Genomic DNA, 22075 nt, shown 5'->3' with positions numbered 1-22075 from the left:
GTCATATGGTAGAATGTGGCCATTCATATTCAAATTCAGAAATTTTTTCTTTGTCCAAATCACGAGGGATATTTAATATTGCCTTGTGGATTTTTTCCAGATTTCTTAAAATTCTTCCCCGAGTTTCAGAATCGTTAAAATTTCTTATTATATCATCTCGCACATCAATGATTGGTAACCCAGCCAGATTAGCCAAAGAAATTAATCTAATCAATCTTTCGTTTTCCATTTTCACTCTCCTTTGATTTTTACATTATTCACTGTGGTATTGAACAAATAGCACTACATTTCGGGACTAGGAAGCTATATTTTTGAAACTAAGGATAAGGTAGTTCCTATAAATCTTTGAAAGGCGGTCCGATTATCCAGAAAGACGGTATTTTTCTTCGCCAACCTTCCAAGATAATCTTTCATTTCTTTTATCCGCCAAAAGAACATTTCTGACATTTCGTTTCCACTTTGGCTCGTTATTATCAGGGGCGGAGGGGTAAAAATCCTCATTATCCAAATCACCAAATTTTTCAACAAGATGGTAAATTTCTCTTATTGATACCCAGCGGTTTTTTGGCATCCGATTATAGATAATCCGCCTTATTTGAAATGCTCTTATCATTTTTTCCTCCTCTAAACACTGCCAGTACAATCGTATTGACTCTTTATTGTTTTGTAATGTGATATCCAAATTCAGTGAGTTTCTTCCTAGCAGAAGTTATTTGCCCGATCTTTCCACCTTGATCTTTGACAAAATCTTCTACTCTATGAGTAAGTTCTTGTATTGCTTGTTTATCATTTACATTAGGAAGGTTAAATGACTTTGAAATACCACCTGGGCTTGTAATAGTGTAAATTCCATTTTCAATCTCACGCCTGAACCTTTCGGTGGCACAAGCACTACTATTTTTTCTTTTAAATATAGCAGAACTAGTTTCACGTCTAGTTACATCTGGCGTACTAGACTCTAGACTATTGTCGTATCCTATCTCTTGTCCGCGATGTTTTTCATAAAAGCTCAAAACCCTTTCAATCACACCCGCTGGCGTATCAAATCCTTTTGCGTGTGTTTCCAATCTCTTGTATAGATGCTCAGGTATTCGAATCACTTGACTCATGATGCCCTCCTTTATGAATTTTTGTAACATAGTAACATTTGCTGCTATCATTTGTCAAATGATTTTGAAAAACGAAAAGCCCAACCATAGCAGGTCAGGCTTTTCGGTGTATTTTCTATGCTATTTCAATGGGTTTTACGGCCATTTATTGCGACAGGTGCCGTAATGAATAGCGAACGCCACGGCTTTCAAAGTGTAATCGCTATTATTCTGTAATCATTATACTATTACACTATTAGGCCGTTTCATTACACTTTTCGTGACGCTTGTTATTACACTGTCACGGGTACCGGTGACACGCACTCTGTGGTGTAATCGTTTTTCGAATCACGGTTCCTAAAAATTTGGCTAAAAACGTTATCCCCAAAGGACTACGCCTTTGAGGTGTTCTTCTATGTCTTTTATAGGGATTATTTCTTGGTATTGCCCTTCACCTTCCTCTTCCATTTCTTCAAAAAAATGAGCCAAATTATGTGCGATTTTCCTCAACAATTCATTATGCTTGTAGATTGATTTGATGACATCTTTATTGCCAAAGCGGTCTTCAAGTTCCTTTATTTTTGCGTCGGCTTGTTCAATATAATCCCTGGCGTCTCTGTAAGCATAATAAATGGTCTCCAAATCTGAATAATCACCCATTGGTTTTCCTTTCGTTTAGTTTTGGTCTGTGATTATTTTCAACGCTTCTGTTTTTTACTTGATAAGCGGGTCGTTTCTACACACGGTAATCTTTGATGACGGCCAGCACGATTACATTTCATCGGGCTTGATAAGGTCCCGTGCTCCCGTTTTCCACTTGATAAGCGGATCGCCTTTGTAGGAATCGTACAGTGTTCGGAGTGCTTCCGCTGTCTGTCCGGTTTCTATCGTTGCGATTTCGGCCAACAGGTCCGTATCTGCGTCTTTTTTCATCTCATTTAGATGGTTCATCGGCCCAATCCAGATGTCCTCGCTTACTGAAAAATAAAGGTCTGCTATCATCTGGTCTGCCTGGTTCATCGCCAACAAAGGTTCCATACTCAGGGACGTTCTGAAATCTTTGTCATAGGCATATTCCAGGCACTCCTTGCGTTCCTCGTAAGCCGGGGCGTTTGGTTCCCAGAACCGGAGAATGTCATTTTCCATCGCCCCGATGGTGAAACGGAACAGGATTTTATCCTTGAAGAACCGGCAGGCATCACAGATTTCCTTTATACATTTCAGACGGGGCTTGGATACGATCAGGACTTCATTGCCCGCCCGCAGCAACTTTCCCAGGACATACAGATACTCGTCCAAGTTTTTTGGTGTGATGTCGTGTGTCGAAGGGAACCCAACCAGTCCGTGGTATAGGTTGCGATGCTTATCAACGTCGTGCCTGCGAATGAATTGGTCTGCCCAACTGCCGAGTGCCACTTGCTCCCGGCGGTATGCCTGTGTCTTGGCATAACAATAGCGACAGTTATTCGAGCATCCGGTTTGGATGTTGACATTACAGGAAGGATCGGTCCAATCTCTGAAACCGACTTTTCGAGGTTTCCGTTTATCTTTTGGTTTGGATTTGATTATCCGATCTACTCGTTCCCTATCGGCATTGTATCGGACAAGTTCATTCTGGCGGTTGGCAATACGCTGATCCAGGTTTCCTAACAACTCCTCCAACTTTTTTCGTTCCTGTTGTTCCAATGTCGCGTCGGCCGGTACATTTTCAGGCGTGATGAAGACCCGATTGGTTTTAGCAGTTTCCTTGATACGTTGACGAAGTTTTTCGACAGTGTATACCCCGTTGGCTTTGGCGATCTCCTTCACCAATCGTTTTTTTCTCGTTATTTCAGGCACACGGGTAAGCAGAACCTTATGGGAATGTCCAATCTTTCCGTACAAACGGAATTTTGTGGACCGAAAGTGGTGATCGTCAACCGCAAGTTTGACCGCGTCATAAATCCAGGTTTTCTTCGGGGCCTTGCCGGAAACCTCGCTCAACTTCTGTATCAACTGGTGGAGTGATTCTTTACGAATCTTATTGTTTTCTCGGGCATTCTTGTAAGAACCGTAAAAGGTCCGCACCAAATACCGGCCGCCATGTAGCATCGCCTCGTGAATGTGCTTGGCGAAAATGCCTTGAAGATGGGTAAAGGCGACTTCCACCAGGCGTTCGTCGGCTTTGATTTCCTTTTGGTTATTTGGAACCAAAATTTCCTGGCTCAATGCCTCGATCAGGATGCCAGCCGTTTTTTCGATGTTATGATGAAGGTCCCGAAAACCACCTTTGCGGATTTCCAGCTGGATGGATTCCACTTGGCCAAAGGTATAACCTTCATTCCTAAACCACTGGTTCATTCCCGCTTCGCTACGGCCCCGGTAGTTGTCGGCATTATCATCGGTAGGAACTGCGTTCATTCCGTTGCTGATGAGGGCCTTTCGAAATCGCTCTACCGTTTCCGGTTCGGCTGTATGCCGATCCCCACCGGTTTTCGTCTTTGGTTCGTCGCCTTGTCCGTAGCCAATGAAGGCATCGATTTCTGCCGGCGGGGAATCGTATGTGCCTGCGTCAGCCACTACCTTGGCTTTTATGTCATCAGCCCCGTGAATCCAGATCACTGTTGTTTTACCAGGCCGTCCAGGTTCGCCAACTACATCGCGAATGGCACCCAAGTAGCCCGGTACCTGCTCGGCATGGGCAATGACATTCAGATTTAGGTTGTCGTATTCCGAGCCGTATGGGTATTCGTCGATTTTGGGCTTGTGGCCCTTACGGTATTTCTTCTTGTCGGGCTTGTGATAGTGCGTGTTGATGATGGCGGAACACCCGATTTGTCTGGCCACCGCTTCGGTAATGGGTCCCGTGTTTTCATCGTCCTTGGGTTTACCGTCTCGGATGCAAGCGTGAGGGGCAATGAGCAGGATGTCAGTTGAACCCTTGATGATTGTGATGTGATCGGGGTTTGCGAGGTCATCTGGCAGGGCGACAACTGCCGGCACTTCTTCAACTTTGACTTTGTCGAGCATAGCACCCCTCGGCATTTTGAGTTGGTGGCTATGGAACTTGATGGTTGGCTACTTTGGTTGTATCGGCGGTTAGGCGGAAAGGTTTAGAGTGAATGCTCGATTTATTGGTGGGAACAAAGGCGGGATGATCTTTGTGTGGGGTTTTGTGTGGGGTTTTTATGAAAAAATCGGATAAAACTGATTATTATCGCTTAAACTTGATAATCGTAATGTCCTGTTATTTCTGTAAGATACTTTATTTTGAGGAATGTAGGAAACTTGGAGGCAATGCCTGTTAACCACTGGGTCCGCGGTTCGAGTCCGTGCTGGGGAGCCAAACAAAACAAGGGGTTAGCTCGAAAGGGTTAACCCCTTTTTCTTTCTGTGTGAGAGTCTGTGTGAGACTTTTTCCCAAAACTGACCCGAACCAATTATGGGTTGCCACACAAACTCAGAAAAAACTTTTGGGCGGTGATTGCCGGTTATTCGCGGTGATGAGTGGTTAGAATTCGACGTGATTCTTGGTAGTTGTGGGTTCAAGCGTGCATTTTGGAGAACGATTTTTAGATGATTTTTAAGAATCAGAAAAATCGTGGCGAAGCAACCAAAGACTATAACCATTTCCACACAAAATCAGAAATTTGAATTGCCAAAAATTATCATAACCTTCTGTTGTTTAAATAAATTCCCTCCTACTTCTGATAAATCCTATGTCCAACGTTCCTTATAAAGGTTGGACAGAACGTTGGACACGTTTTTCCAACGTTGGACAGACAGGAATGTCGGTGTAATATCTATATGTTACACTTATACAAAACTATATAGGAAAGATGACGTTGGACAGCTACGTTTCAGGAAAATATCAAGGCGAGTTGCTTTTCTTCGGTAACCTTAAAACAGTTTTCACATACTGCTTTTTTATTGGGAATTCCTTTCTTGGTCTTCCAATTGCTCTTCTGAGAAGGATGAAATTAGGTTTAAAATATCGCTCTTTTGCTCCTTCAAACAGCGATTCACATCTCGTCGCAAAATAGCCAGCACGGCCTGTCTCTGCTTATCTTTCAGTTCAATACCTAACTCATTCTCTACTTCAAAAACAAAACTTACTGCGGGATCGATAGGTAGGGAGTTTTCAACATTCATGTGTTCTATTAATGGCATGCCCTCTTCAGAAATAAGCCAGTTGAGATTTACTTGTGGGTATTCCTCCTTCAGTTTTCGATAAAAATCCGTCCCAGGCAACTGCGCTCCATTCAAATAAGCATATAGTTGCGGCTCACTTTTTCCACATTTCCTCGCAAAATCTTTTTTTGTAACGTCCGACTTTGTAATTATATAGTTTAATCGTTCTGAAAAAGTCTTCTTTGTCATTGATTTAATAGCCTAAATTCATGTTTAACGTTTATTTATAACCGTTTATGTCTAAACGTTTAGATAAAGCGCCTCAGAAAACCACTTTACTCAACTAAATTTTTCAAGTGGTTTATATTGACAAATTAATTATTATTTAGTATCAATGATAACAAGGTAACGTATTTCAGCCGCAGATTAAAACGGCTTAGCTTGCCATGTCAACGTCCGATTTCGTTGTAATTTCGGACAATCCAAAGCGAATGGCCGGACAAAATGCCTCGAGCGATCCAACTCAGCCTGTTTGACGAGCCCACCTTGAACGTCGCCCGTCCTGTCAAAGAAGCATTGAATGATGATGTGCGCGCCAGCGGCCTTTCCAGAGAACAGATCGTCGACCGGATGAACATGTTTGCCGAACGCTATGGCGTGAACCTGGCGCGGGGCAATAATCGCCGGTTGACCATCGAGATTTTCGAAAAGTGGCTCAACCCCAACGACCTGAAGCGGCAGATCCCCTTAAAGGCCCTGCCGGTGTTCTGCGCTGCGGTGGGTCAATGTTCCGCTATGGATGTGTTGACCCGGCCCATGGGGCTGCGGGTGATCGGAGACCGGGATCAGAAATTGTTAGCCTGGGCCAAGGCCAAAATGGTCGTCAAGGAACAGGGCCGCAGAATCCGTAAAATCGAATCGGAGCTTTAAATGGACACCAATGGACAAGACAGTTGCGTTTTACAGCTCGACAATCTGCCCACCAGTTACAGGATCCGGGTCATGGCCATGGTCGCCGACCAGAATATGGCCCTGTGGGCTCGCGAACTGGGGGTATCCCGCCAGTACATCTACCAGGTTGTGAAAGGGACCCGCAAAAATCAGCGGATCCGCAGCCACATCGAAAAGCGTCTGGGAGAAACGTTCTGGCCCGAAAAGGAGGTCCAGCAATGATCGAGATCATCAATATCTGTCCGGTTTGCCGCACGACTTCCGTCTTCAGGTTCAGGAAAGAGGACGCGGACGTCTTTGACGATGCCCCATGGAACGTGCCGTGCGGAGAATGCCAGGCAAAACTGGAAGACAGGATCAAAAGCATCGACGGTGCAAATGCCAATCGCATTTACGTCAATCTTCTGTTCGGCTGTCAGACCGGCTGCGAAGGGTGTCTGGATATGGCGCGTCATTTGGTTGGAGTTCCGGAATCGGCAATGTCTACACAATGCCGCCGTTTTCATCTTCCGACCCTTCCTCCCATGAAGGCTGCCGGTTAGGCGATCAACAGGGACACCTTTATTAATAGAGGCTGAGAATATGGAAATCACCGAGCCAATCACCCGGCAGGAGATCGATCGACGCAATGAACTGGAAGCCATTGTGGAAAAAAATCTGTCGGCATTTGTCACTGTGGGTATGGCGTTGAGATCCATCCGGGATGAACGCCTTTACCGCGAGACTCACGACACCTTCGAAAAATATGTTCGCGATCGTTTCGATATCGCCAGAAGGACCGCCTATCAGCACATCGAGGCCGCATCGATATTTGAGAATGTGCGTAATTACGCACAAATTGAAATCCTTCCTGCCAGGGAGTCGCACGTTCTCCCACTATCCAAGCTGGAGGAGACCCGGCAGATAGAAGTTTGGGAGATGATTGTCGACACGGCCCCTGACGGCAAGGTGACCGCATCTCACGTGGCCAAGGTGGTAGCTGACATTCTCGGCGAACAGATCCGGAAGCGGGCAAAGTCCGAACAGGACAAGACTCGCCAGTCAAAAACCATGCCCGATTACCTCAAGGAACTGGTGTGGCAGCTTATCGAGCATGTTCGCGAAGCCCGCTCAAATAAGATCTCCAGAGCCGTCAGGAACGAACTGCGCGCCCGTCTGCAGGGATTGCTTAATCTTTTGGAAGATTAAAATGGCGGATGTATCTACCATCACTAAGCGACAAATCGCGAAACTGCTCGGTATTACTCCAAGATCCGTCGCCAGAATCGCTGTAAAAGAAAACTGGCCATTTCTTATTAGAAAAGGAAGCGGAGGAAATCAAAAAGACTATATTTTGGATGAAGTTCCAAAAAAAGTCCGTCACCTTTATTATAAACATTCGACCGAACGCCCCTCTCCTTCACTCTCCACCGTCCCCGTCCCTGCCCCCAAATCACCCAGTCTCACGACTATGGACGATAGCCAGCGAGAAAAGTTCTCAGCCAAAACCGACCTGCTATTGCACTACCTGCGCACCCTGGATGCCGCCGGACACGGCAACAAGGCCAAGGCCCGTGAGAACTTTGTGCTGGCCTATAATAGCGGCCTGATTCTGCAACAAATCTATAGCGTTTTGGGGGAGGTCTCATGGAAGACCATCGAGGGCTGGAAGCGCACCCTTCGTGATGGCGGCAGTCTTTCCGACCAGCGCGGCAAGTGGAAACGGGGCCAATCCATCGTAACCGCACAGCAGGCCAGGATCTTGTTAGAAGTGGCCTTGCATCCCAACGCCCTGCTGGTTACCGAGATTATCCGGGAGGCGACACAGCGCATGTCCGCGGCAGGGATCGACAACGGCCATAGCCCTTCGACGTACCGGCGCTGGCTGCAGGATTTCAAAACCCACAATTACGATATCTGGTGTTTTCAGCGCGGCGGTAAAAAACGGTGGAACGACGAGTGCTGTCTGGCCATCGAGCGCGATCCCGATCTGATCCGAGTGGGCGACGTTCTTGTGGCCGACGGCCACAAACTCAATTTCAACATCCTCAATCCGTGGACCGGCAAGCCCCAGCGCATGATTTTGATCACCTTTTTCGATATGCGCTCCAATTATCCCTGCGGCTGGGAGATCATGCCCACGGAGAACACGGCAGCCATTTCTGCAGCTTTGCGACGGGCCATACTGGTTTTAGGTAAGCTCCCCCGTGTAATTTATCTCGACAACGGCAAGGCCTTCCGATCCAAATATTTCGAGAATACCGACCTGGAGCAGTCCGGACTGCACGGGTTGTACCAGCAGTTGGGCATTCAGACCGTGTTCGCCTGGGCGTATCACGGTCAGTCAAAAACCGTTGAGCGTTTTTTCGGCACCCTGGCCGAACTGGAGCGTAAGTCCCCTTCCTATACCGGCACCAGCATCGAAAAGAAACCTCCCCGGCTGAACCGTGGAGAAAAGCTGCACCGCAAAGTCTACGAGAAAGTGGTCGGCGGAGAAACCGTCACCCTGGAGATGGCTCACCGTGTTGTGGCGGCCTGGTTCGACGAGTACGTCTCCCGGCCCCAGCCGCGCAGCAAGTATCTCAAGGGCTGGGCGCCCAAGGATTTGTTCGAACCAGAACGGGGTGATGGAGTAGATCCGGTGGCTCTCACCGCGTTGATGTGGGCCAAAAAGGATGCCGTGATCCGGGCCAGCCGCATCTCCCACATGGGACGGTACTATTATCACGACGAACTTTACGGCCGCCATCATAAAGTGGAAGTCCGCTACGATCTTCAGGATCCAGGTTACATCGCCGTCTATGAGGACGGCAACTTTCTTTGCATGGCCCCGGAGCAGGACCAGGTCCACCCCATGGCCAATTACCTGGGTACCGATCAGGACCGGGAACTGCTCTCCCAATACTGCGAGATCAAGCGCCGCCAGGAGAAGATTGCCGGCGGCCTTTCCAGAAAACTTTTGGAGTCCGAGATCCTGCCGGCCCATCAAAAGCGTCTGGCCCGGGACGGGGTCACGGCCACCGGACCGGTCAAAGAGCCCGAGCCCAAAAAGCTCACCAAGGCCGACGAACGGCTCATCGAGAAGGAAGCGGCCCAATACTTTGACCGTCAGGATCGAGAAACTCCCAAACCATTTATCGGCCTGGACCAGCTCGACGAGCCCGACCGCTACGAACAGCTGGTCCGCTTCGACGCCCGCGGCGTGATGATCCCTAAAAAGTGGGCCGCCTTCATGCGCTACTTCGAGCAGACTCCCCAGTACATGAGATTGGAGGAGAGCGGCTACTGGGAGCAGGTGCGCACCAACGAGATCGTCATGACCGAGGCCATGTAACAGGAGGACAGTATGAACCAGCAACCCGAAAAAAACGAGTTCGAGGCCTGCGAGGCTGTTGCCCTCGCCATCAAACAGGCCATCCGCAAAACCGACCTGAGCCGCGACCAGGTGGTGGATGCCATCAACGACTATTTTAGTCGCAGCGTCGATGGTGCCGACGCGGATCCTTCGCTCTGCCGCAAACCGCTCAGTTTGCACATGTTCAATCACTACCTGAGCAAGCCGCGCCAGTACCCAATCCCGGCCTACTACCTGTTCGCCATCCATCACATCACCGGCAGTCTCTTGCCGGCCGAGGTGATCATCGGCCCCGAGGGCGCCCGGGTGGCCACTTCCGACCAGATCCGTCAGATCGCCATCGGCAAGCTGCAGGAAGCCATCCATGAGATGAGGCAGCGCAAGCAGGCGCTCTTGATGAATCGGAACTGAAAGGAGTCCCCATGGCTGCATTGAATATGTCCCGATCGCAATTCATTCAGACCCAGAACGTTCGTAATGTCGTTCTAATGATGGACGATATCCGCATGGATCTCGGCGAGGGCCGATTCGGTGTGATCTGCGGCGGCGCCGGGCTGGGCAAGTCCGAAAGCGTTAAATGGTACCACGCCAATCACAAGCATACGGTTTACCTGGAGTCCACGGCCATCTGGTATTCCTCCGAGCTGGAGTTCTTGAGAGACTTATGCCGCGAGCTGGGCATGGAGGATATCGCCCACAGAAAAGGCCCCTGCTTTCGCGATATCGTCGATCATCTTTATGACAATCCCGAAACTGTCATCTTCATCGATGAGGTCGACCGGCTCAAAAACATGCATTTGGAGCTGATGCGGGACATCACCCGCATGACCATGTGCCCGATCATTCTGATCGGCGAGAGCAAGCTGATCCCGTTCATGCAGAGAAACGAGCGGGTCTGGACGCGCACGTTCCGGCCGGTGATGTTCACCCCCATGAAGCCCAGCGACGTGATCATCTATGCCCGGGAGGCCGCCGGTATCCGCATGGGTGCGGACATTGCTGCCATCTTGCACCGCACCCGAACCAAAAGGACTACGGACGGCAATTTCCGTTTGGTCAAACGGGCGCTGCTGTATTCGGTTCAGTATGCCAATGCCAAAAACACCGGGGAGGTCACCCCGGAGATTGCCAAGAGCGCGGTCGACTCCGCCATCAGGTGGGCCAAAAGATAAGAGGTTGCCATGGCAAAGACATTCGCCCAGCAGATCCGGGACATCATGCGCATCGATCTAAAAGACAGGGAGACGTTTACCTATGACGACATCGCCCTGCGGTTGGACATGGTTTCCGGTGGTGAGAGAAGACGGCTCTACAAAGCCATGCTGGACTTTTTGAAGCGCGGTGAAGTGGTGCGTATTAAACCGGGGCTGCTTTCTTATCGGGACCGGGAGTACGAGGTGCGGCCGGCTGATAAGACCCGTTGCATGTTCAAGCTGATCCGGGCCAACCGGAGCGGCAGTGTAACGATCAACGATCTGGTAGCCAATTGTCGTGTCACTAAGTCCACCGCCCGGGAATACCTGCGAGTTTTGGTTAAGCGCGGAGTCTTGCGCCGGATCGAAAGGCCGGGTCTTGCGCCGGCCAAATTCATGATGATCCACGATCCGGGTCCCAACCTGCTCAGAAACGAAGCCAACGCCGAGAAGTTGAAAAGGCTGCGCGAAGCCAAGGCCCTGGCCGAAGAGGCGCTTTCGTCGGTTCGGGAGAGTTTGGACAGGGCTGTCGCTGCCGTTGCCGCTATCGAGGAGGAGTAATACCCATGACCATCAGCAAGGGCAAAAAAGCCCTCATTCATGTTGCCAAATCCCGGCTGGGTCTGACCGATGCCGAGTACCTGGATATCCTGGGTACTTATGGTAACGGCGCCCAGAGCAGCCGTGATCTCAATGACCGCACTTTCGTTGCCGTGCTCGATCATTTTAAGCGTCTGGGGTTTGTTCCGGATACGAAGTTTTATCGCCCGGCCGGAAGCAAGACCCGGCTGATCGCCAAGATATCGGCCATCTGCAATGAGCTGGGCTTGACCGAAAAGTATGTCAACGGCATGGCCCGTAACATGTTCGGCATTCCTACTTACCGCTGGCTGGACGCCAAACAGCTGCACAAGCTGGTGGCGGCGTTGAGTTATCATCAGAAACGCAAGCGGGCCGAGGCTGGACGGTAATGCAGTTATCGAAGCATTTTTGCGATAACTGGCGCATCCGGGTTGGAGGGGAACCGCTCGAGCCGACGGTACAGGCCATCATCGAGGAGAGCGTTCCGTTGCAGGATTGCCGGGTGTTCCAGCTCGAGGATGGCCGGCCCTACAAGCGTCTGGCGTTGTACTGGCATCCGGATTGGGATCTGGTGATCAGTGTCGACACCTGCCGGAATGTGGCCGTGTCGGTGCTCTCCCGCCAGAACTGGATCGACAGACAACGGCGCAGGCAGCGTCTTTCACAAGGAGGACAGTCATGTCCGAAACATTGAAGATGGACGATTTCATGATGGACGCCCGCGGGCGTCTGGTACCCAAAACCATGATCCCGGAGATCGACCGGGAGCGCCATGATCTGGTGAACGAGATTGTCGATGCGGCCAAGAATCTTCAGAAGGCCATGGTGGAGTTCAAGGCCCGGGCCATGGGCGATGTACAGGCGTTCGTGGATCTGTCTGCCGAAAAGTACGATGTCGTTTTAGGCGGCCGCAAAGGCAATACCAGTCTGGTCTCTTTCGACGGCCGGCTCAAGGTCCAGATTGCCATCAACGAGCACCTGACCTTTGACGAGCGTCTCAAGGCGGCCAAGGCCCTCATTGACGAGTGCATCACCGCCTGGGCCGAGGGCAGCCGGGACGAAATCAAGACCATTGTCATGGACGCCTTCCAGGTGGACAAAGAGGGCAAGCTCAATACCGGACGGATCATTGGTTTACGCCGCCTGGCCATCGATGATTCCAACTGGCTCAAGGCCATGGAGGCGATCAGTGATAGCATGCAGGTGGTGGGTTCCAAAACCTATCTGCGGGTTTATGAGCGGGCGTCGGCCGATGACCGGTGGGTGCCTGTGGCATTGGATCTGGCGGCGCTGTGATTAAAAGGTTTAACCAGGAAATTGGTAACTGGAATCAGTATTAGGACTGGAAACCCTTACTTTATGGGTACCTATCCCTGGGGTGCTCGTACTCACGATACCACCAAGTAGCTGTTGGTAATAGCACATTTTCGAGACGGGCGTGATAGGCAGGTATCCATTTACCTATCTCAAGTTAGGCAATACGTGGGATTATCTCAATTAATCTTTAATATGATTTGGAGTAAAAGTACCTTTATTCGAATTAACTCCCGAAGAAGCATCCGCGTTACAACCTGATGAAATTTCGATTATCTATCAATATCATCTTCATGCAAGGACTGGCATCACCCATTTTTTTGGAAATTCGAAGACTGGCCAAGTGTCTTCTATGATTTCAAATGATTATCGTCTTATAAGGCATGAAAAACCATTCTTCAGGGTTTACAACAAACACGATAAAGGCCCTCACACAGGGGCGCAATCCTTAATAAAAAAGACAAACAATTGACAAGGACAATTCAATTGGATATGAACTTATTCTCGTAAGGTGCCCATCAGGGGCTTAATAGGGAATCCCGTTTGAATCGGGAGCGGTCCCGCCGCTGTAATCGGGGACGAAATCCGTAATGCCACTGTTTCGATGGTGAACGAAATGGGAAGGCGCGGAAAGTAGGACGATCCGAAAGCCAGAAGACCTGCCTTTAGGAAAGCCGTAATTCCCCCGATGGAAGGGGACGGTAACATATTTGATTGGGCCAAGAAAACTGGGTGCAACCCTTCATGCTACTTTCTGCATGAAGGGTTTTTTTATGCCATGGGGCATCACACACAATTATCTTAATGGAGGCGTAAATCATGAAAAAGTGGAGTTGGATGGTTTTGGTTATGAGTGTTTTTCTAACAGCTGGTATTGCCTTGGCGTCCAGCGGACATGGACACAAGGACCCAAAAAAGGTCGGTATTTTATTAGTCGCTTTTGGATCCAGCGAAGCGTCGGCGCAGGTTTCCTTCGAAAATATAGACAAAAAGGTTAAGGCCGCCTACCCAAGCATTCCCGTGCGCTGGGCCTACACCTCTCATATCATCCGTGAGAAACTCGCCAAACAGGGAAAGCAACTGGACTCACCTGAAGTTGCTCTTGCCAAAATGCTGGACGAGAAGTTTACCCATGTTGCCGTCCAATCCCTGCATACTATCGGCGGTGCGGAGTACCATGACTTGCGAAAAACAGTAGGCGCTTTCAAGAGCATGGACGGATTCCAGAAGGTAATTTTGGGTTACCCCCTAATGGCCACCCAAAAAGACATGGAGCGTACCGTGGATGCCATTTTGGCGACCCTTCCGAAAAAACGGGAAAAGAACGAGGCCGTGGTGCTCATGGGGCATGGCACCCACCACCCTTCCAATGCCTTTTACGCCGCTTTGATGTTTCAACTGCAACTCAAGGATTCCAATATTTTCGTCGGGACCGTCGAAGGATACCCGGATGTCGAGTTGATTAAAAGCATGATGCTCAAGAAAAAGATCAAAAAGGCCTACCTGGTCCCTTTCATGTCCGTGGCCGGTGACCATGCCAAGAATGACATGGCCGGCGACGAAGAAGACTCCTGGCAATCCATCTTCACACAGGCAGGCATCAAATGTGTCCCCATTCTCAAGGGAACCGCTGAATTCGCTGAATTCGTTGATATCTGGGTAGACCATGTGGGCGGCCCTTTAGGGCATTTCTAAGGCTAAAATTTTACACACATAGAACGAGTTGCCTTTACCTCCAGCTCGGTGACAATTTTTTAAAATTGTTTTTAATACTGTCGTTAATATTTATTTTCAAAAGGAGAAGATGGATGAAAAAAGGAGTTTTAGTATTCGCAGTTCTGGTTATGGGCATGGTTTTTTGTACATCTACTATTTATGCAGAAACACTGTCCAACGAGGAATTGTCCATGCGGGTTGAACAACTGGAAAAGAAAATGGGCAAAGAAGGCGGGATTCTGCCGGACAAGTGGAGTGAACGCATCGCCCTGAGCGGCCTTATCGAGTTGGAAGCCGGCTATGTCAGCACGGACCCTGCAGTTGGCGACAGCACCGACGAAAGCGACATTGCCGTATCCTCCGTGGAACTGGGCATCAATGCCAAGGTCGTCAAACATGTTTTCGGACATGTCTTGTTTAAATACGAAGACGACGAAGATGTATTTGTAGATGAAGCCACCATTACCTTCAGCGGTGAAGACGTGGTTCCCGCCTATCTGACGGCCGGGAAGATGTATGTCCCCTTCGGCAACTTTGAAACCCACATGATCTCCGATCCGCTGACGCAGACAATTGCCGAAACCCGTGAATCCGCCATCCAGGTGGGCATGGAAACCGGCGGATTCTATGGTTCGGCCTTTATCTTCAACGGCGACGTGGACGAGGCCGGCGAAGACGACAATCACATCGACAACTTCGGGGCCAATGCCGGCTACACCATGGAAACCGACACCTTCACCATCTATACCGGGATCAGCTACATCAACAATCTGGTGGATGCGGACAACTGGGGGGATGTGATCGATGAGGAAGGATTGACGCTCGACGAGTATGCCGCCGGTGTTGGGACCTATGCCATCGTCGGTGTCGGTCCGATAACGTTTATCGGTGAATACATCACTGCCCTGGATGATATCAAGTGGATCGACGGGACCGATGCCCGGATCAATGAAGGCGAAATCTCCGCCTGGAACTTGGAGGTGGGGTACGCCTTCGCCATCGGGGAAAGAGAGGCCGCGGCCGCAGTTGCCTTGCAGGGAACGGATAATGCCCAAAATCGCCTTCCCGAGACCCGCTACTTGGGCACCTTCGGCCTGGAGATCTTCAAGTATACAAACCTGGCCGTTGAATACTCCCACAGCGAATATGAAAACAATGACGAAGAAGATGCTTTCATCGCGCAACTGGCCATAGAATTCTAATATAGCTGGGATTCATATATTAATAGGCGCAAGCGGTCTAAAAAGCATATATCCCGTTTGCGCCTTTTTTCTATCAACACTGTTTGAAACCATTCCAATCCTGAAATAATCCGACAAGGCTAAAACGACAGGTACCAATACCTACAATTAAATTCGCCCCATATCTGGATTTGGTATGGCTATTACCACAAAGTGACATTTATGTCAGATAGACGCGGATAAACGTTTTCGGGGTGCCCTGAAACGGCAGGTATCCATTTAATCACCAGATCCAGCCACTCCTTTCTGGGGCCGCACCCTATATAGTTGCCAAACGTAAAATTGCTCTTCATAACTGACTCATTGCCATTTTGCCCGTTTTTCCTACTTTATATCCTTTAGTTTATAAAGAAACGACCGATACCGGAAACAAAGCGGGTATCTGCCCAAAATTATTTTGAATGATTTGAATGTGTTGAAAGATGCCTATGAGCGAGAAAAAAAGGTCTATATCCGATGGCAACCTTCTTCAATCCTTAAAAAAATCATACGCCCTTTTGAATGGTATTTTGGAAAGCTCCAAGGATGTGGTCATCTTTGCTCTTGATCGTCAGTATCGATACTTAGCCTTCAATAGGATTCACTATCAAACCATGAAGCGAATCTGGGGGGTGGATATCGCCATAGGCAACAGTATGCTCGAATACATCAATAACCCAGAGGACCGCGTGAAAGCCAAAAACAATTTTGACCGTACCTTGTCAGGCGAATCATTCGTGCTTTTGGAAGAATACGGAGACGAATCTGTTTCGCGCAGATATTATTTGGACCATTACAATCCAACCTTAAATGAAGATGGCGAGATTATAGGGATAAACCTATTTCTTATCGACATCACTGAACAAAAAAGGCTCGAAATAGAACGTGAGAAAATTATCAAGGAACTGCAAAATGCAATGTCAGAAATAAAAACACTACGGGGCTTTATTCCAATTTGTGCGAACTGCAAAAACATTCGGGATGATAAGGGCTACTGGCAAAAAATCGAGAAATATATTGAGGACAGATCCGATGCCCAATTTAGCCATAGCCTCTGCCCAAAATGTATAAAAGAATTGTATCCTGATATGAAAATCACCTCCGACATATAAGACGTTGTATCTGGCTACTACCATATCTTTCGATTCGACTCGGCAAATGTGGCCATGTTCAGATTGCATGTTTGTTCTCGCTAAAGACAACCCCATGTAAAGTGAGCAGGTAAAGAAATCTCAAACGAATTACCAATCAGTCCCGATTACATATATCCACATTTCGTTCGTCCTAATTCATTCAAGGCCCCGGTACATATACCAATACCTACCCTCAAGTTCTATCCATATTAATATTTCAACTGGCTATCTAAGAGTTTGTAGCTACAGGCATTACTGTGCGATCGACAGCTTTTTTTGGAAGTAAAAACCGGTTGACAAAACCAGCCTGTTTTTATAGAAATTAAGCAACATAAGGGGCTTGTCCGCGTTTCCGGCCCCGCCTGATTTGACAAGGGCTTGTCTTGTGTATCCGGCCCGGTCTTCCGATCCTTTTCGGAAGGCCGGGCCTTTTTTTTGCCGGGAGAAGATGCCGTGAATCGAACCCTGAAAAGAATGCTGCTGCGGGTCAAAGCCGTGGCACCGGTGGTGGCCGATGAGAAAGCTCTGGTTGAAACCATCATGCGGGAGGTGGCCGGGGCGGATCCGGATGTTTCCATCAAGGCCGTGGCCAAAACCATTGCCGCCGATCCGACAAAATCCGCCATGCTGCTGGTCAATGCGATCCGGCAGGAAGTTCGCCTGACGGAGCAATAGCCGATGTCGACCATGGATTATGCCGCCTGGAAATTCTGGTTCGACGTAGCCCAGTCCGTCGGTACCATCCTGATCGGAGTGTACGTCTATTTCATGACCCGGAAAAAGGCTTTGGACAAGCGCTTCGAAAAGATCGAGGCCGGTATCTTCCTGGCCTTGTCCGATCACCGGGAACAGATCCGGGAACGCTGTGACAAACGCCATACCGGCATCGATACCGGCATGGACCGGCAGGCAAAGGCCATCGCCGCACTGGAGCGTTCCGACCAGGCCCAGGAACTGAAGATCGAACATCTGCCCACGCATCGGGACATCAAGGAGTTGTCCGGGCGCATCGATCTTTTGCACGGGACCTTGAGCGAACTCAACGGCAGGTTATCCGGTATCAACCGGGCGGTGGACCTGATCAACGAATTTCTCATCAAACAGGGTGGCAAGACCTCATGAACTTCAAGGATCTGAAAACCAGTGACATGCGGCTGGCGATGCTGCGCAGCATCGCCGACGACGGGTATTCCCTCAACGAGTCCATGCTGCAGTCGGTCCTGGAATTGTACGGCCACATGGTGACCCGGGACCGGGTGCGCACTGAGATGCGCTGGCTCGAGGAGCAGGGTCTGGTGGTCATTGAGGACGTGTCCGGGGTGTTGGTGGCCAATCTGACCGGCCGGGGGATCGAGGTAGCCAGCGGCCGGGCATGGATCGACGGGGTCAAGCGTCCCCGTCCGAAAGGATAGCCATGCCCAAAGACCAGCAATCGAGCATCGACCGGCTGCCCGAGTCCATAAGGGATCAGTTGATGGCCATGCTCCGGGATCCGCGCCTCACCCAGGTGGCGGTTAGAGAAAAGATCAATGCCATCCTCGAAGAGGATGGTCACCCACAGCGGCTGAGCTACAGCGCAGTCAACAGATACAAGCTGCGCATGGACAAAATCGGCGCCCGCCTGAAACAGAGCCGGGAGGTCGCCCGCATGTGGATCGGCAAGCTGGGGGCCGAGCCCCAGGGGGAAGTGGGCAAGCTGCTCAACGAGATGGTGCGTAACCTGGCCTTCGACGCCACCCTGGCCATGGCCGACCAGGACGATCCGGTGGAGCCCAAAATGCTCCGGGATCTGGCCGTAGCCATCGAGAAGCTGGAAAAAGCAGCCAGTGAGAATGTCAGGCGCGACGAACAGATCCGGCGCCAGGCATTGGAGGCGGCGGCAAAGGTGGCCGGTTCGTCGGTCAAGCAAAAAGGTCTCAGTGACGATGCCGCCGAGGAGATCAAGAGAAAGATTCTGGGGATTAAGCGGTAATGAAAGGCACACCCATGCTGGACATGAACCATATCGAGTTCGAGGATTTGCCGGCCGATTTCCAGGAACTGGCCGAGACCATCGGTTTCGAGGTCACCGTGAAGCTGATCGAAGCCCGCGGTGGCGAGGGGCTGTATATCCCCAAGCCGGAGAAGGTACTAAGAGCGGCACGAGACCGGGCCATCCGCAAGGAGTTTACCGGTCGCAACCATCGCGAGCTGGCCCACAAGTATGGTTTGACGGTCACCTGGATCCGGTCTATCGTGAATTCGGCCTGAGAGGCCCAGATTCGGACGATCTCTCTTTGGGACGGGTATCGGGTCGTTCTCGAAGGCGTTAAACGATCCTGGGCCGATTTAAACGCGGTTCTGAGCAAATTACGGCCGGAGCAATGAGCAATTCGGGAGAAAAAAAGAAAAACTAAGGGCCGCCCCGGTGGATGCAGCGAACATCCCCGGGGCGAATGGCTGCACGGAGCACAACCAGACATCTGATATCAGACGGCCCTGCTACGGGAAATAGCAACAGGGCTATTATCACAGATGGCGTTTTACGCACAAGGAGGCGTCCGTGAACAGCCCACTTGCCTATATCGGCGGAAAGTCCAAACTGTCTTCCACCATCATCGACATGATCCCCCCTCATAAAGCCTACTGCGAGGTATTCGCCGGCGCTGCCTGGGTATTTTTCCGAAAACCGACTTCCAAATTTGAAGTGATCAACGATCTGGACTCGGACCTGGTGGTGTTTTACCGGGTGCTGCAGAATCATCTCGAGGAATTCTTGCGCCAGTTCAAGTGGCTGCTGTCTTCACGGGAGCAGTTCGAGGATTTTATGCGCCAGCAGACCGCCGGTGGTCTCACCGACATCCAGCGGGCGGCGCGGTACTATTACCTGCAGCGGCTGTGTTTCGGGGGCAGGGTCAAAGGAAGGGTATACGGCACGGCACCGATGCACGCTCCCCGGATCAACCTGTTGCGGTTAGAGGAGGAGTTGTCCGCGGTGCACCTGCGTTTGGTGGGGGTCACCATCGAGCATCTGCCCTGGGAGGATTTCATCCGGCGTTATGACAAGCCCGGGACGCTGTTCTATTGCGATCCGCCCTATTACAAAAAGCCGTTTTACGCCCATAACCTCGATCTGGCGGATTTTCAACGAATGGCCGAGGTGCTGGCCGGGATCAAAAGCAAGTTCATTTTGAGTATCAACGACCATCCGGATATCCGGGAGGTGTTCGGTGAATTCAAGGTCCGGCCGATCAGCCTGAAGTACACGGTTTCGAAAGGAAAGCAGATCAAGGGGCGGGAATTGGTGGTCACGAACTATTGAGAAGTATATCTGAAATGTGTTCCTTCGTTTTGGCCATACACCCATCCTTTTGAAATCAAACAGATTTCTTGACATCGTTTTCCTTTTCGGTCTATTTTGTCCAAAATTGCCAAAAGCCATTTACTAGGCCTGTAGATAACAAGGAGCCCCTCATCCCCATGAACAAGATCGAGTTGATTCAAAACCTGCAAGACACTGCCGATATAACCAAAGCCAAAGCAACTGCCGTCGTGGAAACTTTATTCAATGAAATGACCGATGCACTGGCAAAGGGGGAACGGGTTGAAATCCGAGGATTCTGTTCGTTTTTCGTGAAGGACTATAAATCCTACATTGGCCGGAATCCCAAAACCGGAGAGAACGTCAAGATCCAGCCGAAAAAGCTGCCGTTCTTCAAAGCGGGCAAGGAATTGAAGGAACGGGTCGACCGTTGAATTCTAAAAGCCCCGTGTCGTCTGTTGCCTTTCATGCCTCGAACAAGAGGCGATCCGATAACCATCAACCCCAACCGAGGAGACAACATGACCAAAGCCGAACTCATCGAAAAAATCGCCAAGGATGCCGACATCCCCAAAGCCACAGCCAAAGTGGCTTTTGATTCTGCACTGGGTGGCATCAAGCAAGGACTCAAGAAAAGGAACAGCAAGGTCACTTTGGTTGGATTCGGGACGTTTAAAAACGTTTATCGGAAAACCCGGATGGGTCGCAATCCACAGACCGGCGAAGCGATTAAAATCAAAGGGCGCAGCGTTGTGACATTCAAGCCGAGTAAAAATCTACCGTAGTTTCCTACTCTAATGTCAGGCAGGGTGGCCAATAATTTTGGCTCCACTCTGTCTGACCAATCCACCATCTCTCCTTTTCATATCTGCAACTCGACGTCGTAAGATCCTTTTTTCAAGGCGCGGAAAACAACTTGGCAAAAGAATTGGACCGAATAGATTGAGTTTTTGTCATCTATCCTGAATCAGCTGATAGTATAAGATCTTAAATATCGGTAGACTCAGTTCAAAATTTAAAAGGACCGAGACAATCTGTTGAACGTTAAGACTATCTCGGTCCATGGCGGGAAGGAGGAGGTGCCTGGATGGCTTGTCCCGCAATTAATTAGACTCATGATCTAATGCTGCAATTCTCACGATCGCACTGGGGATCTACCGGGCCACTTTTCATCACTTGGCCGGGTAAAGGATGTTGTAATAGCTTCTCCATCTCATGGGCGCACCGGATTAATTTGATTAGGTTCAGACCAGTCTCAATGCCCATGGCTTCAAACATAAATGCTACGTCTTCTGTAGCTAAATTTCCGGCCGCCTGAGGAACGTTCGGGCACCCACCAATGCCCCCGATTGAAGCATCGAACATTCGAACGCCTGCCAAATATCCAGCATAAAGATTAGCGATGGCAATACCGCGGTTATTGTGTAGATGCAAGCACAAGGAATCAGTGGACAATTTGTTTTGCATTTCCTTCACCATAGAACGAATCTGGTATGGGTTTGCCATCCCAGTTGTATCAGCAAGGCTGATGCGATCGGCCCCACGACTGATAAAATTTTCAGTAATGGAAAGTACATCCACGACTGGAACCCGGCCTTGATAGGGACAGCCGAATGCCACCGCGATAACTCCAGTGACAGGAACATTCCCTTCCCGAGCAAGGTTAAAAATACCCTCCAAATCTGTTAGAGAGGCTTTGACGCTACGTTTCACGTTAGCCTGGTTATGGGCATCCGTAGCGGAAATGAAGACGACCAACCGGTCAGCACCAGCCTCAAGAGCCCGTTGGGCACCTTTAAGGTTGGGCACCATGATTTCGTGCTTAATTCCCTCACGATCCACCTGAGCCATCAATTCAGCAGCGTCTGCCAGCTGCGGTATCGCCTTTGGATTAACAAAGGACGTTGTTTCAAGGATTTTAATTCCTGCCCGTGAGAGATCCTTGACCAGCTCAAGTTTTTTAACGGTTGGAACGAAAACCGTCTCAGATTGCAGGCCGTCTCTCAACCCGACTTCACGTATAGTGACTGTTCGATCTATAGACATCTTGAGATCCTTAATAATTGCCTAAACTAGTACAGTTCGCATCTCTAAAATAAGAGGATTATGCCTGTGAGGTCCAAACTTGCTTTT

At 49.8% G+C, this 22075-nt stretch carries 29 protein-coding genes and 1 riboswitch; of the genes, 22 read left to right on the top strand and 7 right to left on the bottom strand.

Annotated elements, in window-relative coordinates; translation table 11 throughout:
- Position 1: 1 nt before the first annotated feature.
- From GN111_RS29750 to GN111_RS29725, 6 genes are all read right to left on the bottom strand, one after another.
- Positions 2-229 (bottom strand): hypothetical protein, encoded by a 228-nt coding sequence (locus GN111_RS29750; RefSeq protein WP_155307228.1) that lies wholly within the window; start codon positions 227-229, stop codon positions 2-4.
- 132 nt (positions 230-361) lie between these two features.
- A complete protein-coding gene (locus GN111_RS29745; protein WP_155307227.1) occupies positions 362-613 on the bottom strand; it encodes a hypothetical protein in 252 nt (83 codons plus the stop codon).
- A 43-nt stretch (positions 614-656) separates the two neighbouring features.
- Positions 657-1109 (bottom strand): hypothetical protein, encoded by a 453-nt coding sequence (locus GN111_RS29740; protein WP_155307226.1) that lies wholly within the window; start codon positions 1107-1109, stop codon positions 657-659.
- Positions 1110-1466: 357 nt separating this feature from the next.
- Positions 1467-1748, bottom strand: a complete 282-nt coding sequence (locus tag GN111_RS29735) for a hypothetical protein (RefSeq protein WP_155307225.1) — start codon at positions 1746-1748, stop codon at positions 1467-1469.
- Positions 1749-1859: 111 nt separating this feature from the next.
- Entirely contained in the window at positions 1860-4097 is a 2238-nt protein-coding gene (locus tag GN111_RS29730) for a radical SAM family protein (RefSeq protein WP_155307224.1), read from the bottom strand.
- 897 nt (positions 4098-4994) lie between these two features.
- Positions 4995-5447 carry a helix-turn-helix domain-containing protein gene (locus GN111_RS29725; RefSeq protein ID WP_155307223.1) on the bottom strand — a complete coding sequence of 151 codons (453 nt, stop codon included), beginning with the start codon at positions 5445-5447 and terminating at the stop codon, positions 4995-4997.
- 255 nt (positions 5448-5702) lie between these two features.
- On the opposite strand from GN111_RS29725, the gene GN111_RS29720 reads away from it, so the two are divergent.
- The 22 genes from GN111_RS29720 to GN111_RS29615 all read left to right on the top strand — a co-directional run bounded on the left by GN111_RS29720 (position 5703) and on the right by GN111_RS29615 (position 20727).
- On the top strand, positions 5703-6128 hold the full coding sequence (locus GN111_RS29720) for a hypothetical protein (protein WP_155307222.1): 426 nt from the start codon (positions 5703-5705) through the stop codon (positions 6126-6128).
- A complete protein-coding gene (locus GN111_RS29715) occupies positions 6129-6371 on the top strand; it encodes a helix-turn-helix domain-containing protein (RefSeq protein ID WP_155307221.1) in 243 nt (80 codons plus the stop codon).
- On the top strand, positions 6368-6691 hold the full coding sequence (locus tag GN111_RS29710; RefSeq protein WP_155307220.1) for a hypothetical protein: 324 nt from the start codon (positions 6368-6370) through the stop codon (positions 6689-6691). Before GN111_RS29715 ends, GN111_RS29710 begins: the two co-directional genes overlap by 4 nt.
- Positions 6692-6731: 40 nt before the next feature.
- Positions 6732-7337 carry a hypothetical protein gene (locus GN111_RS29705; RefSeq protein ID WP_155307219.1) on the top strand — a complete coding sequence of 202 codons (606 nt, stop codon included), beginning with the start codon at positions 6732-6734 and terminating at the stop codon, positions 7335-7337.
- Between the two features lie 262 nt (positions 7338-7599).
- Positions 7600-9462 carry a Mu transposase C-terminal domain-containing protein gene (locus tag GN111_RS29700; RefSeq protein WP_170302518.1) on the top strand — a complete coding sequence of 621 codons (1863 nt, stop codon included), beginning with the start codon at positions 7600-7602 and terminating at the stop codon, positions 9460-9462.
- A 12-nt stretch (positions 9463-9474) separates the two neighbouring features.
- On the top strand, positions 9475-9894 hold the full coding sequence (locus GN111_RS29695) for a hypothetical protein (RefSeq protein ID WP_155307217.1): 420 nt from the start codon (positions 9475-9477) through the stop codon (positions 9892-9894).
- Between the two features lie 11 nt (positions 9895-9905).
- On the top strand, positions 9906-10655 hold the full coding sequence (locus GN111_RS29690; RefSeq protein ID WP_155307216.1) for an AAA family ATPase: 750 nt from the start codon (positions 9906-9908) through the stop codon (positions 10653-10655).
- 9 nt (positions 10656-10664) lie between these two features.
- Positions 10665-11237 carry a helix-turn-helix domain-containing protein gene (locus GN111_RS29685; protein WP_155307215.1) on the top strand — a complete coding sequence of 191 codons (573 nt, stop codon included), beginning with the start codon at positions 10665-10667 and terminating at the stop codon, positions 11235-11237.
- A 5-nt stretch (positions 11238-11242) separates the two neighbouring features.
- Positions 11243-11647: a regulatory protein GemA gene (locus GN111_RS29680; RefSeq protein ID WP_155307214.1), complete on the top strand. Its 405-nt coding sequence runs from the start codon at positions 11243-11245 to the stop codon at positions 11645-11647.
- Positions 11647-11952, top strand: a complete 306-nt coding sequence (locus GN111_RS29675; protein WP_155307213.1) for a hypothetical protein — start codon at positions 11647-11649, stop codon at positions 11950-11952. The genes GN111_RS29680 and GN111_RS29675 overlap by 1 nt, the downstream gene beginning before the upstream one ends.
- On the top strand, positions 11937-12554 hold the full coding sequence (locus GN111_RS29670; protein ID WP_155307212.1) for a DUF3164 family protein: 618 nt from the start codon (positions 11937-11939) through the stop codon (positions 12552-12554). The genes GN111_RS29675 and GN111_RS29670 overlap by 16 nt, the downstream gene beginning before the upstream one ends.
- 510 nt (positions 12555-13064) lie before the next feature.
- A riboswitch (cobalamin riboswitch) is annotated at positions 13065-13253 on the top strand.
- Between the two features lie 138 nt (positions 13254-13391).
- Positions 13392-14267, top strand: coding sequence for a sirohydrochlorin cobaltochelatase (locus tag GN111_RS29665; protein WP_155307211.1), 876 nt, complete (start codon positions 13392-13394; stop codon positions 14265-14267).
- A gap of 113 nt (positions 14268-14380) precedes the next feature.
- A complete protein-coding gene (locus GN111_RS29660) occupies positions 14381-15490 on the top strand; it encodes an LbtU family siderophore porin (protein WP_155307210.1) in 1110 nt (369 codons plus the stop codon).
- 467 nt (positions 15491-15957) lie between these two features.
- On the top strand, positions 15958-16620 hold the full coding sequence (locus GN111_RS29655; protein WP_170302517.1) for a PAS domain-containing protein: 663 nt from the start codon (positions 15958-15960) through the stop codon (positions 16618-16620).
- A 474-nt stretch (positions 16621-17094) separates the two neighbouring features.
- A complete protein-coding gene (locus GN111_RS29650) occupies positions 17095-17316 on the top strand; it encodes a hypothetical protein (RefSeq protein WP_155307208.1) in 222 nt (73 codons plus the stop codon).
- 3 nt (positions 17317-17319) lie between these two features.
- Positions 17320-17763 carry a DUF2730 family protein gene (locus GN111_RS29645; RefSeq protein WP_155307207.1) on the top strand — a complete coding sequence of 148 codons (444 nt, stop codon included), beginning with the start codon at positions 17320-17322 and terminating at the stop codon, positions 17761-17763.
- Positions 17760-18053, top strand: a complete 294-nt coding sequence (locus GN111_RS29640) for a VpaChn25_0724 family phage protein (RefSeq protein ID WP_155307206.1) — start codon at positions 17760-17762, stop codon at positions 18051-18053. Before GN111_RS29645 ends, GN111_RS29640 begins: the two co-directional genes overlap by 4 nt.
- A gap of 2 nt (positions 18054-18055) precedes the next feature.
- Positions 18056-18613, top strand: a complete 558-nt coding sequence (locus tag GN111_RS29635; protein ID WP_155307205.1) for a DUF3486 family protein — start codon at positions 18056-18058, stop codon at positions 18611-18613.
- Positions 18613-18891, top strand: coding sequence for a Mor transcription activator family protein (locus GN111_RS29630; protein ID WP_155307204.1), 279 nt, complete (start codon positions 18613-18615; stop codon positions 18889-18891). The genes GN111_RS29635 and GN111_RS29630 overlap by 1 nt, the downstream gene beginning before the upstream one ends.
- A gap of 292 nt (positions 18892-19183) precedes the next feature.
- Positions 19184-19942 (top strand): DNA adenine methylase, encoded by a 759-nt coding sequence (locus GN111_RS29625; RefSeq protein ID WP_155307203.1) that lies wholly within the window; start codon positions 19184-19186, stop codon positions 19940-19942.
- A gap of 158 nt (positions 19943-20100) precedes the next feature.
- Positions 20101-20376 carry an HU family DNA-binding protein gene (locus GN111_RS29620; RefSeq protein WP_155307202.1) on the top strand — a complete coding sequence of 92 codons (276 nt, stop codon included), beginning with the start codon at positions 20101-20103 and terminating at the stop codon, positions 20374-20376.
- A gap of 87 nt (positions 20377-20463) precedes the next feature.
- Positions 20464-20727: an HU family DNA-binding protein gene (locus GN111_RS29615; protein ID WP_155307201.1), complete on the top strand. Its 264-nt coding sequence runs from the start codon at positions 20464-20466 to the stop codon at positions 20725-20727.
- Between the two features lie 328 nt (positions 20728-21055).
- On the opposite strand, the gene GN111_RS29610 is transcribed toward GN111_RS29615, so the two are convergent.
- Positions 21056-21988: a hydroxymethylglutaryl-CoA lyase gene (locus tag GN111_RS29610; protein WP_155307200.1), complete on the bottom strand. Its 933-nt coding sequence runs from the start codon at positions 21986-21988 to the stop codon at positions 21056-21058.
- Positions 21989-22075: the final 87 nt, after the last annotated feature.

Origin of the sequence: Desulfosarcina widdelii (genome assembly GCF_009688965.1) — a bacterium.
In the GTDB taxonomy this organism is placed as follows: domain Bacteria; phylum Desulfobacterota; class Desulfobacteria; order Desulfobacterales; family Desulfosarcinaceae; genus Desulfosarcina; species Desulfosarcina widdelii.
Note: the sequence above shows the minus strand (reverse complement) of the source record. Positions and strands in the feature narration are given on the sequence as shown.

Bases quoted from the DNA above. Each gene is read 5' to 3' on its own strand.
- GN111_RS29750 (WP_155307228.1), bottom strand. From the start codon at position 229: ATGGAAAACGAAAGATTGATTAGATTAATTTCTTTGGCTAATCTGGCT.
- GN111_RS29745 (WP_155307227.1), bottom strand. From the start codon at position 613: ATGATAAGAGCATTTCAAATAAGGCGGATTATCTATAATCGGATGCCA.
- GN111_RS29740 (WP_155307226.1), bottom strand. From the start codon at position 1,109: ATGAGTCAAGTGATTCGAATACCTGAGCATCTATACAAGAGATTGGAA.
- GN111_RS29735 (WP_155307225.1), bottom strand. From the start codon at position 1,748: ATGGGTGATTATTCAGATTTGGAGACCATTTATTATGCTTACAGAGAC.
- GN111_RS29730 (WP_155307224.1), bottom strand. From the start codon at position 4,097: ATGCTCGACAAAGTCAAAGTTGAAGAAGTGCCGGCAGTTGTCGCCCTG.
- GN111_RS29725 (WP_155307223.1), bottom strand. From the start codon at position 5,447: ATGACAAAGAAGACTTTTTCAGAACGATTAAACTATATAATTACAAAG.
- GN111_RS29720 (WP_155307222.1), top strand. From the start codon at position 5,703: ATGCCTCGAGCGATCCAACTCAGCCTGTTTGACGAGCCCACCTTGAAC.
- GN111_RS29715 (WP_155307221.1), top strand. From the start codon at position 6,129: ATGGACACCAATGGACAAGACAGTTGCGTTTTACAGCTCGACAATCTG.
- GN111_RS29710 (WP_155307220.1), top strand. From the start codon at position 6,368: ATGATCGAGATCATCAATATCTGTCCGGTTTGCCGCACGACTTCCGTC.
- GN111_RS29705 (WP_155307219.1), top strand. From the start codon at position 6,732: ATGGAAATCACCGAGCCAATCACCCGGCAGGAGATCGATCGACGCAAT.
- GN111_RS29700 (WP_170302518.1), top strand. From the start codon at position 7,600: ATGGACGATAGCCAGCGAGAAAAGTTCTCAGCCAAAACCGACCTGCTA.
- GN111_RS29695 (WP_155307217.1), top strand. From the start codon at position 9,475: ATGAACCAGCAACCCGAAAAAAACGAGTTCGAGGCCTGCGAGGCTGTT.
- GN111_RS29690 (WP_155307216.1), top strand. From the start codon at position 9,906: ATGGCTGCATTGAATATGTCCCGATCGCAATTCATTCAGACCCAGAAC.
- GN111_RS29685 (WP_155307215.1), top strand. From the start codon at position 10,665: ATGGCAAAGACATTCGCCCAGCAGATCCGGGACATCATGCGCATCGAT.
- GN111_RS29680 (WP_155307214.1), top strand. From the start codon at position 11,243: ATGACCATCAGCAAGGGCAAAAAAGCCCTCATTCATGTTGCCAAATCC.
- GN111_RS29675 (WP_155307213.1), top strand. From the start codon at position 11,647: ATGCAGTTATCGAAGCATTTTTGCGATAACTGGCGCATCCGGGTTGGA.
- GN111_RS29670 (WP_155307212.1), top strand. From the start codon at position 11,937: ATGTCCGAAACATTGAAGATGGACGATTTCATGATGGACGCCCGCGGG.
- GN111_RS29665 (WP_155307211.1), top strand. From the start codon at position 13,392: ATGAAAAAGTGGAGTTGGATGGTTTTGGTTATGAGTGTTTTTCTAACA.
- GN111_RS29660 (WP_155307210.1), top strand. From the start codon at position 14,381: ATGAAAAAAGGAGTTTTAGTATTCGCAGTTCTGGTTATGGGCATGGTT.
- GN111_RS29655 (WP_170302517.1), top strand. From the start codon at position 15,958: ATGAGCGAGAAAAAAAGGTCTATATCCGATGGCAACCTTCTTCAATCC.
- GN111_RS29645 (WP_155307207.1), top strand. From the start codon at position 17,320: ATGTCGACCATGGATTATGCCGCCTGGAAATTCTGGTTCGACGTAGCC.
- GN111_RS29640 (WP_155307206.1), top strand. From the start codon at position 17,760: ATGAACTTCAAGGATCTGAAAACCAGTGACATGCGGCTGGCGATGCTG.
- GN111_RS29635 (WP_155307205.1), top strand. From the start codon at position 18,056: ATGCCCAAAGACCAGCAATCGAGCATCGACCGGCTGCCCGAGTCCATA.
- GN111_RS29630 (WP_155307204.1), top strand. From the start codon at position 18,613: ATGAAAGGCACACCCATGCTGGACATGAACCATATCGAGTTCGAGGAT.
- GN111_RS29620 (WP_155307202.1), top strand. From the start codon at position 20,101: ATGAACAAGATCGAGTTGATTCAAAACCTGCAAGACACTGCCGATATA.
- GN111_RS29615 (WP_155307201.1), top strand. From the start codon at position 20,464: ATGACCAAAGCCGAACTCATCGAAAAAATCGCCAAGGATGCCGACATC.
- GN111_RS29610 (WP_155307200.1), bottom strand. From the start codon at position 21,988: ATGTCTATAGATCGAACAGTCACTATACGTGAAGTCGGGTTGAGAGAC.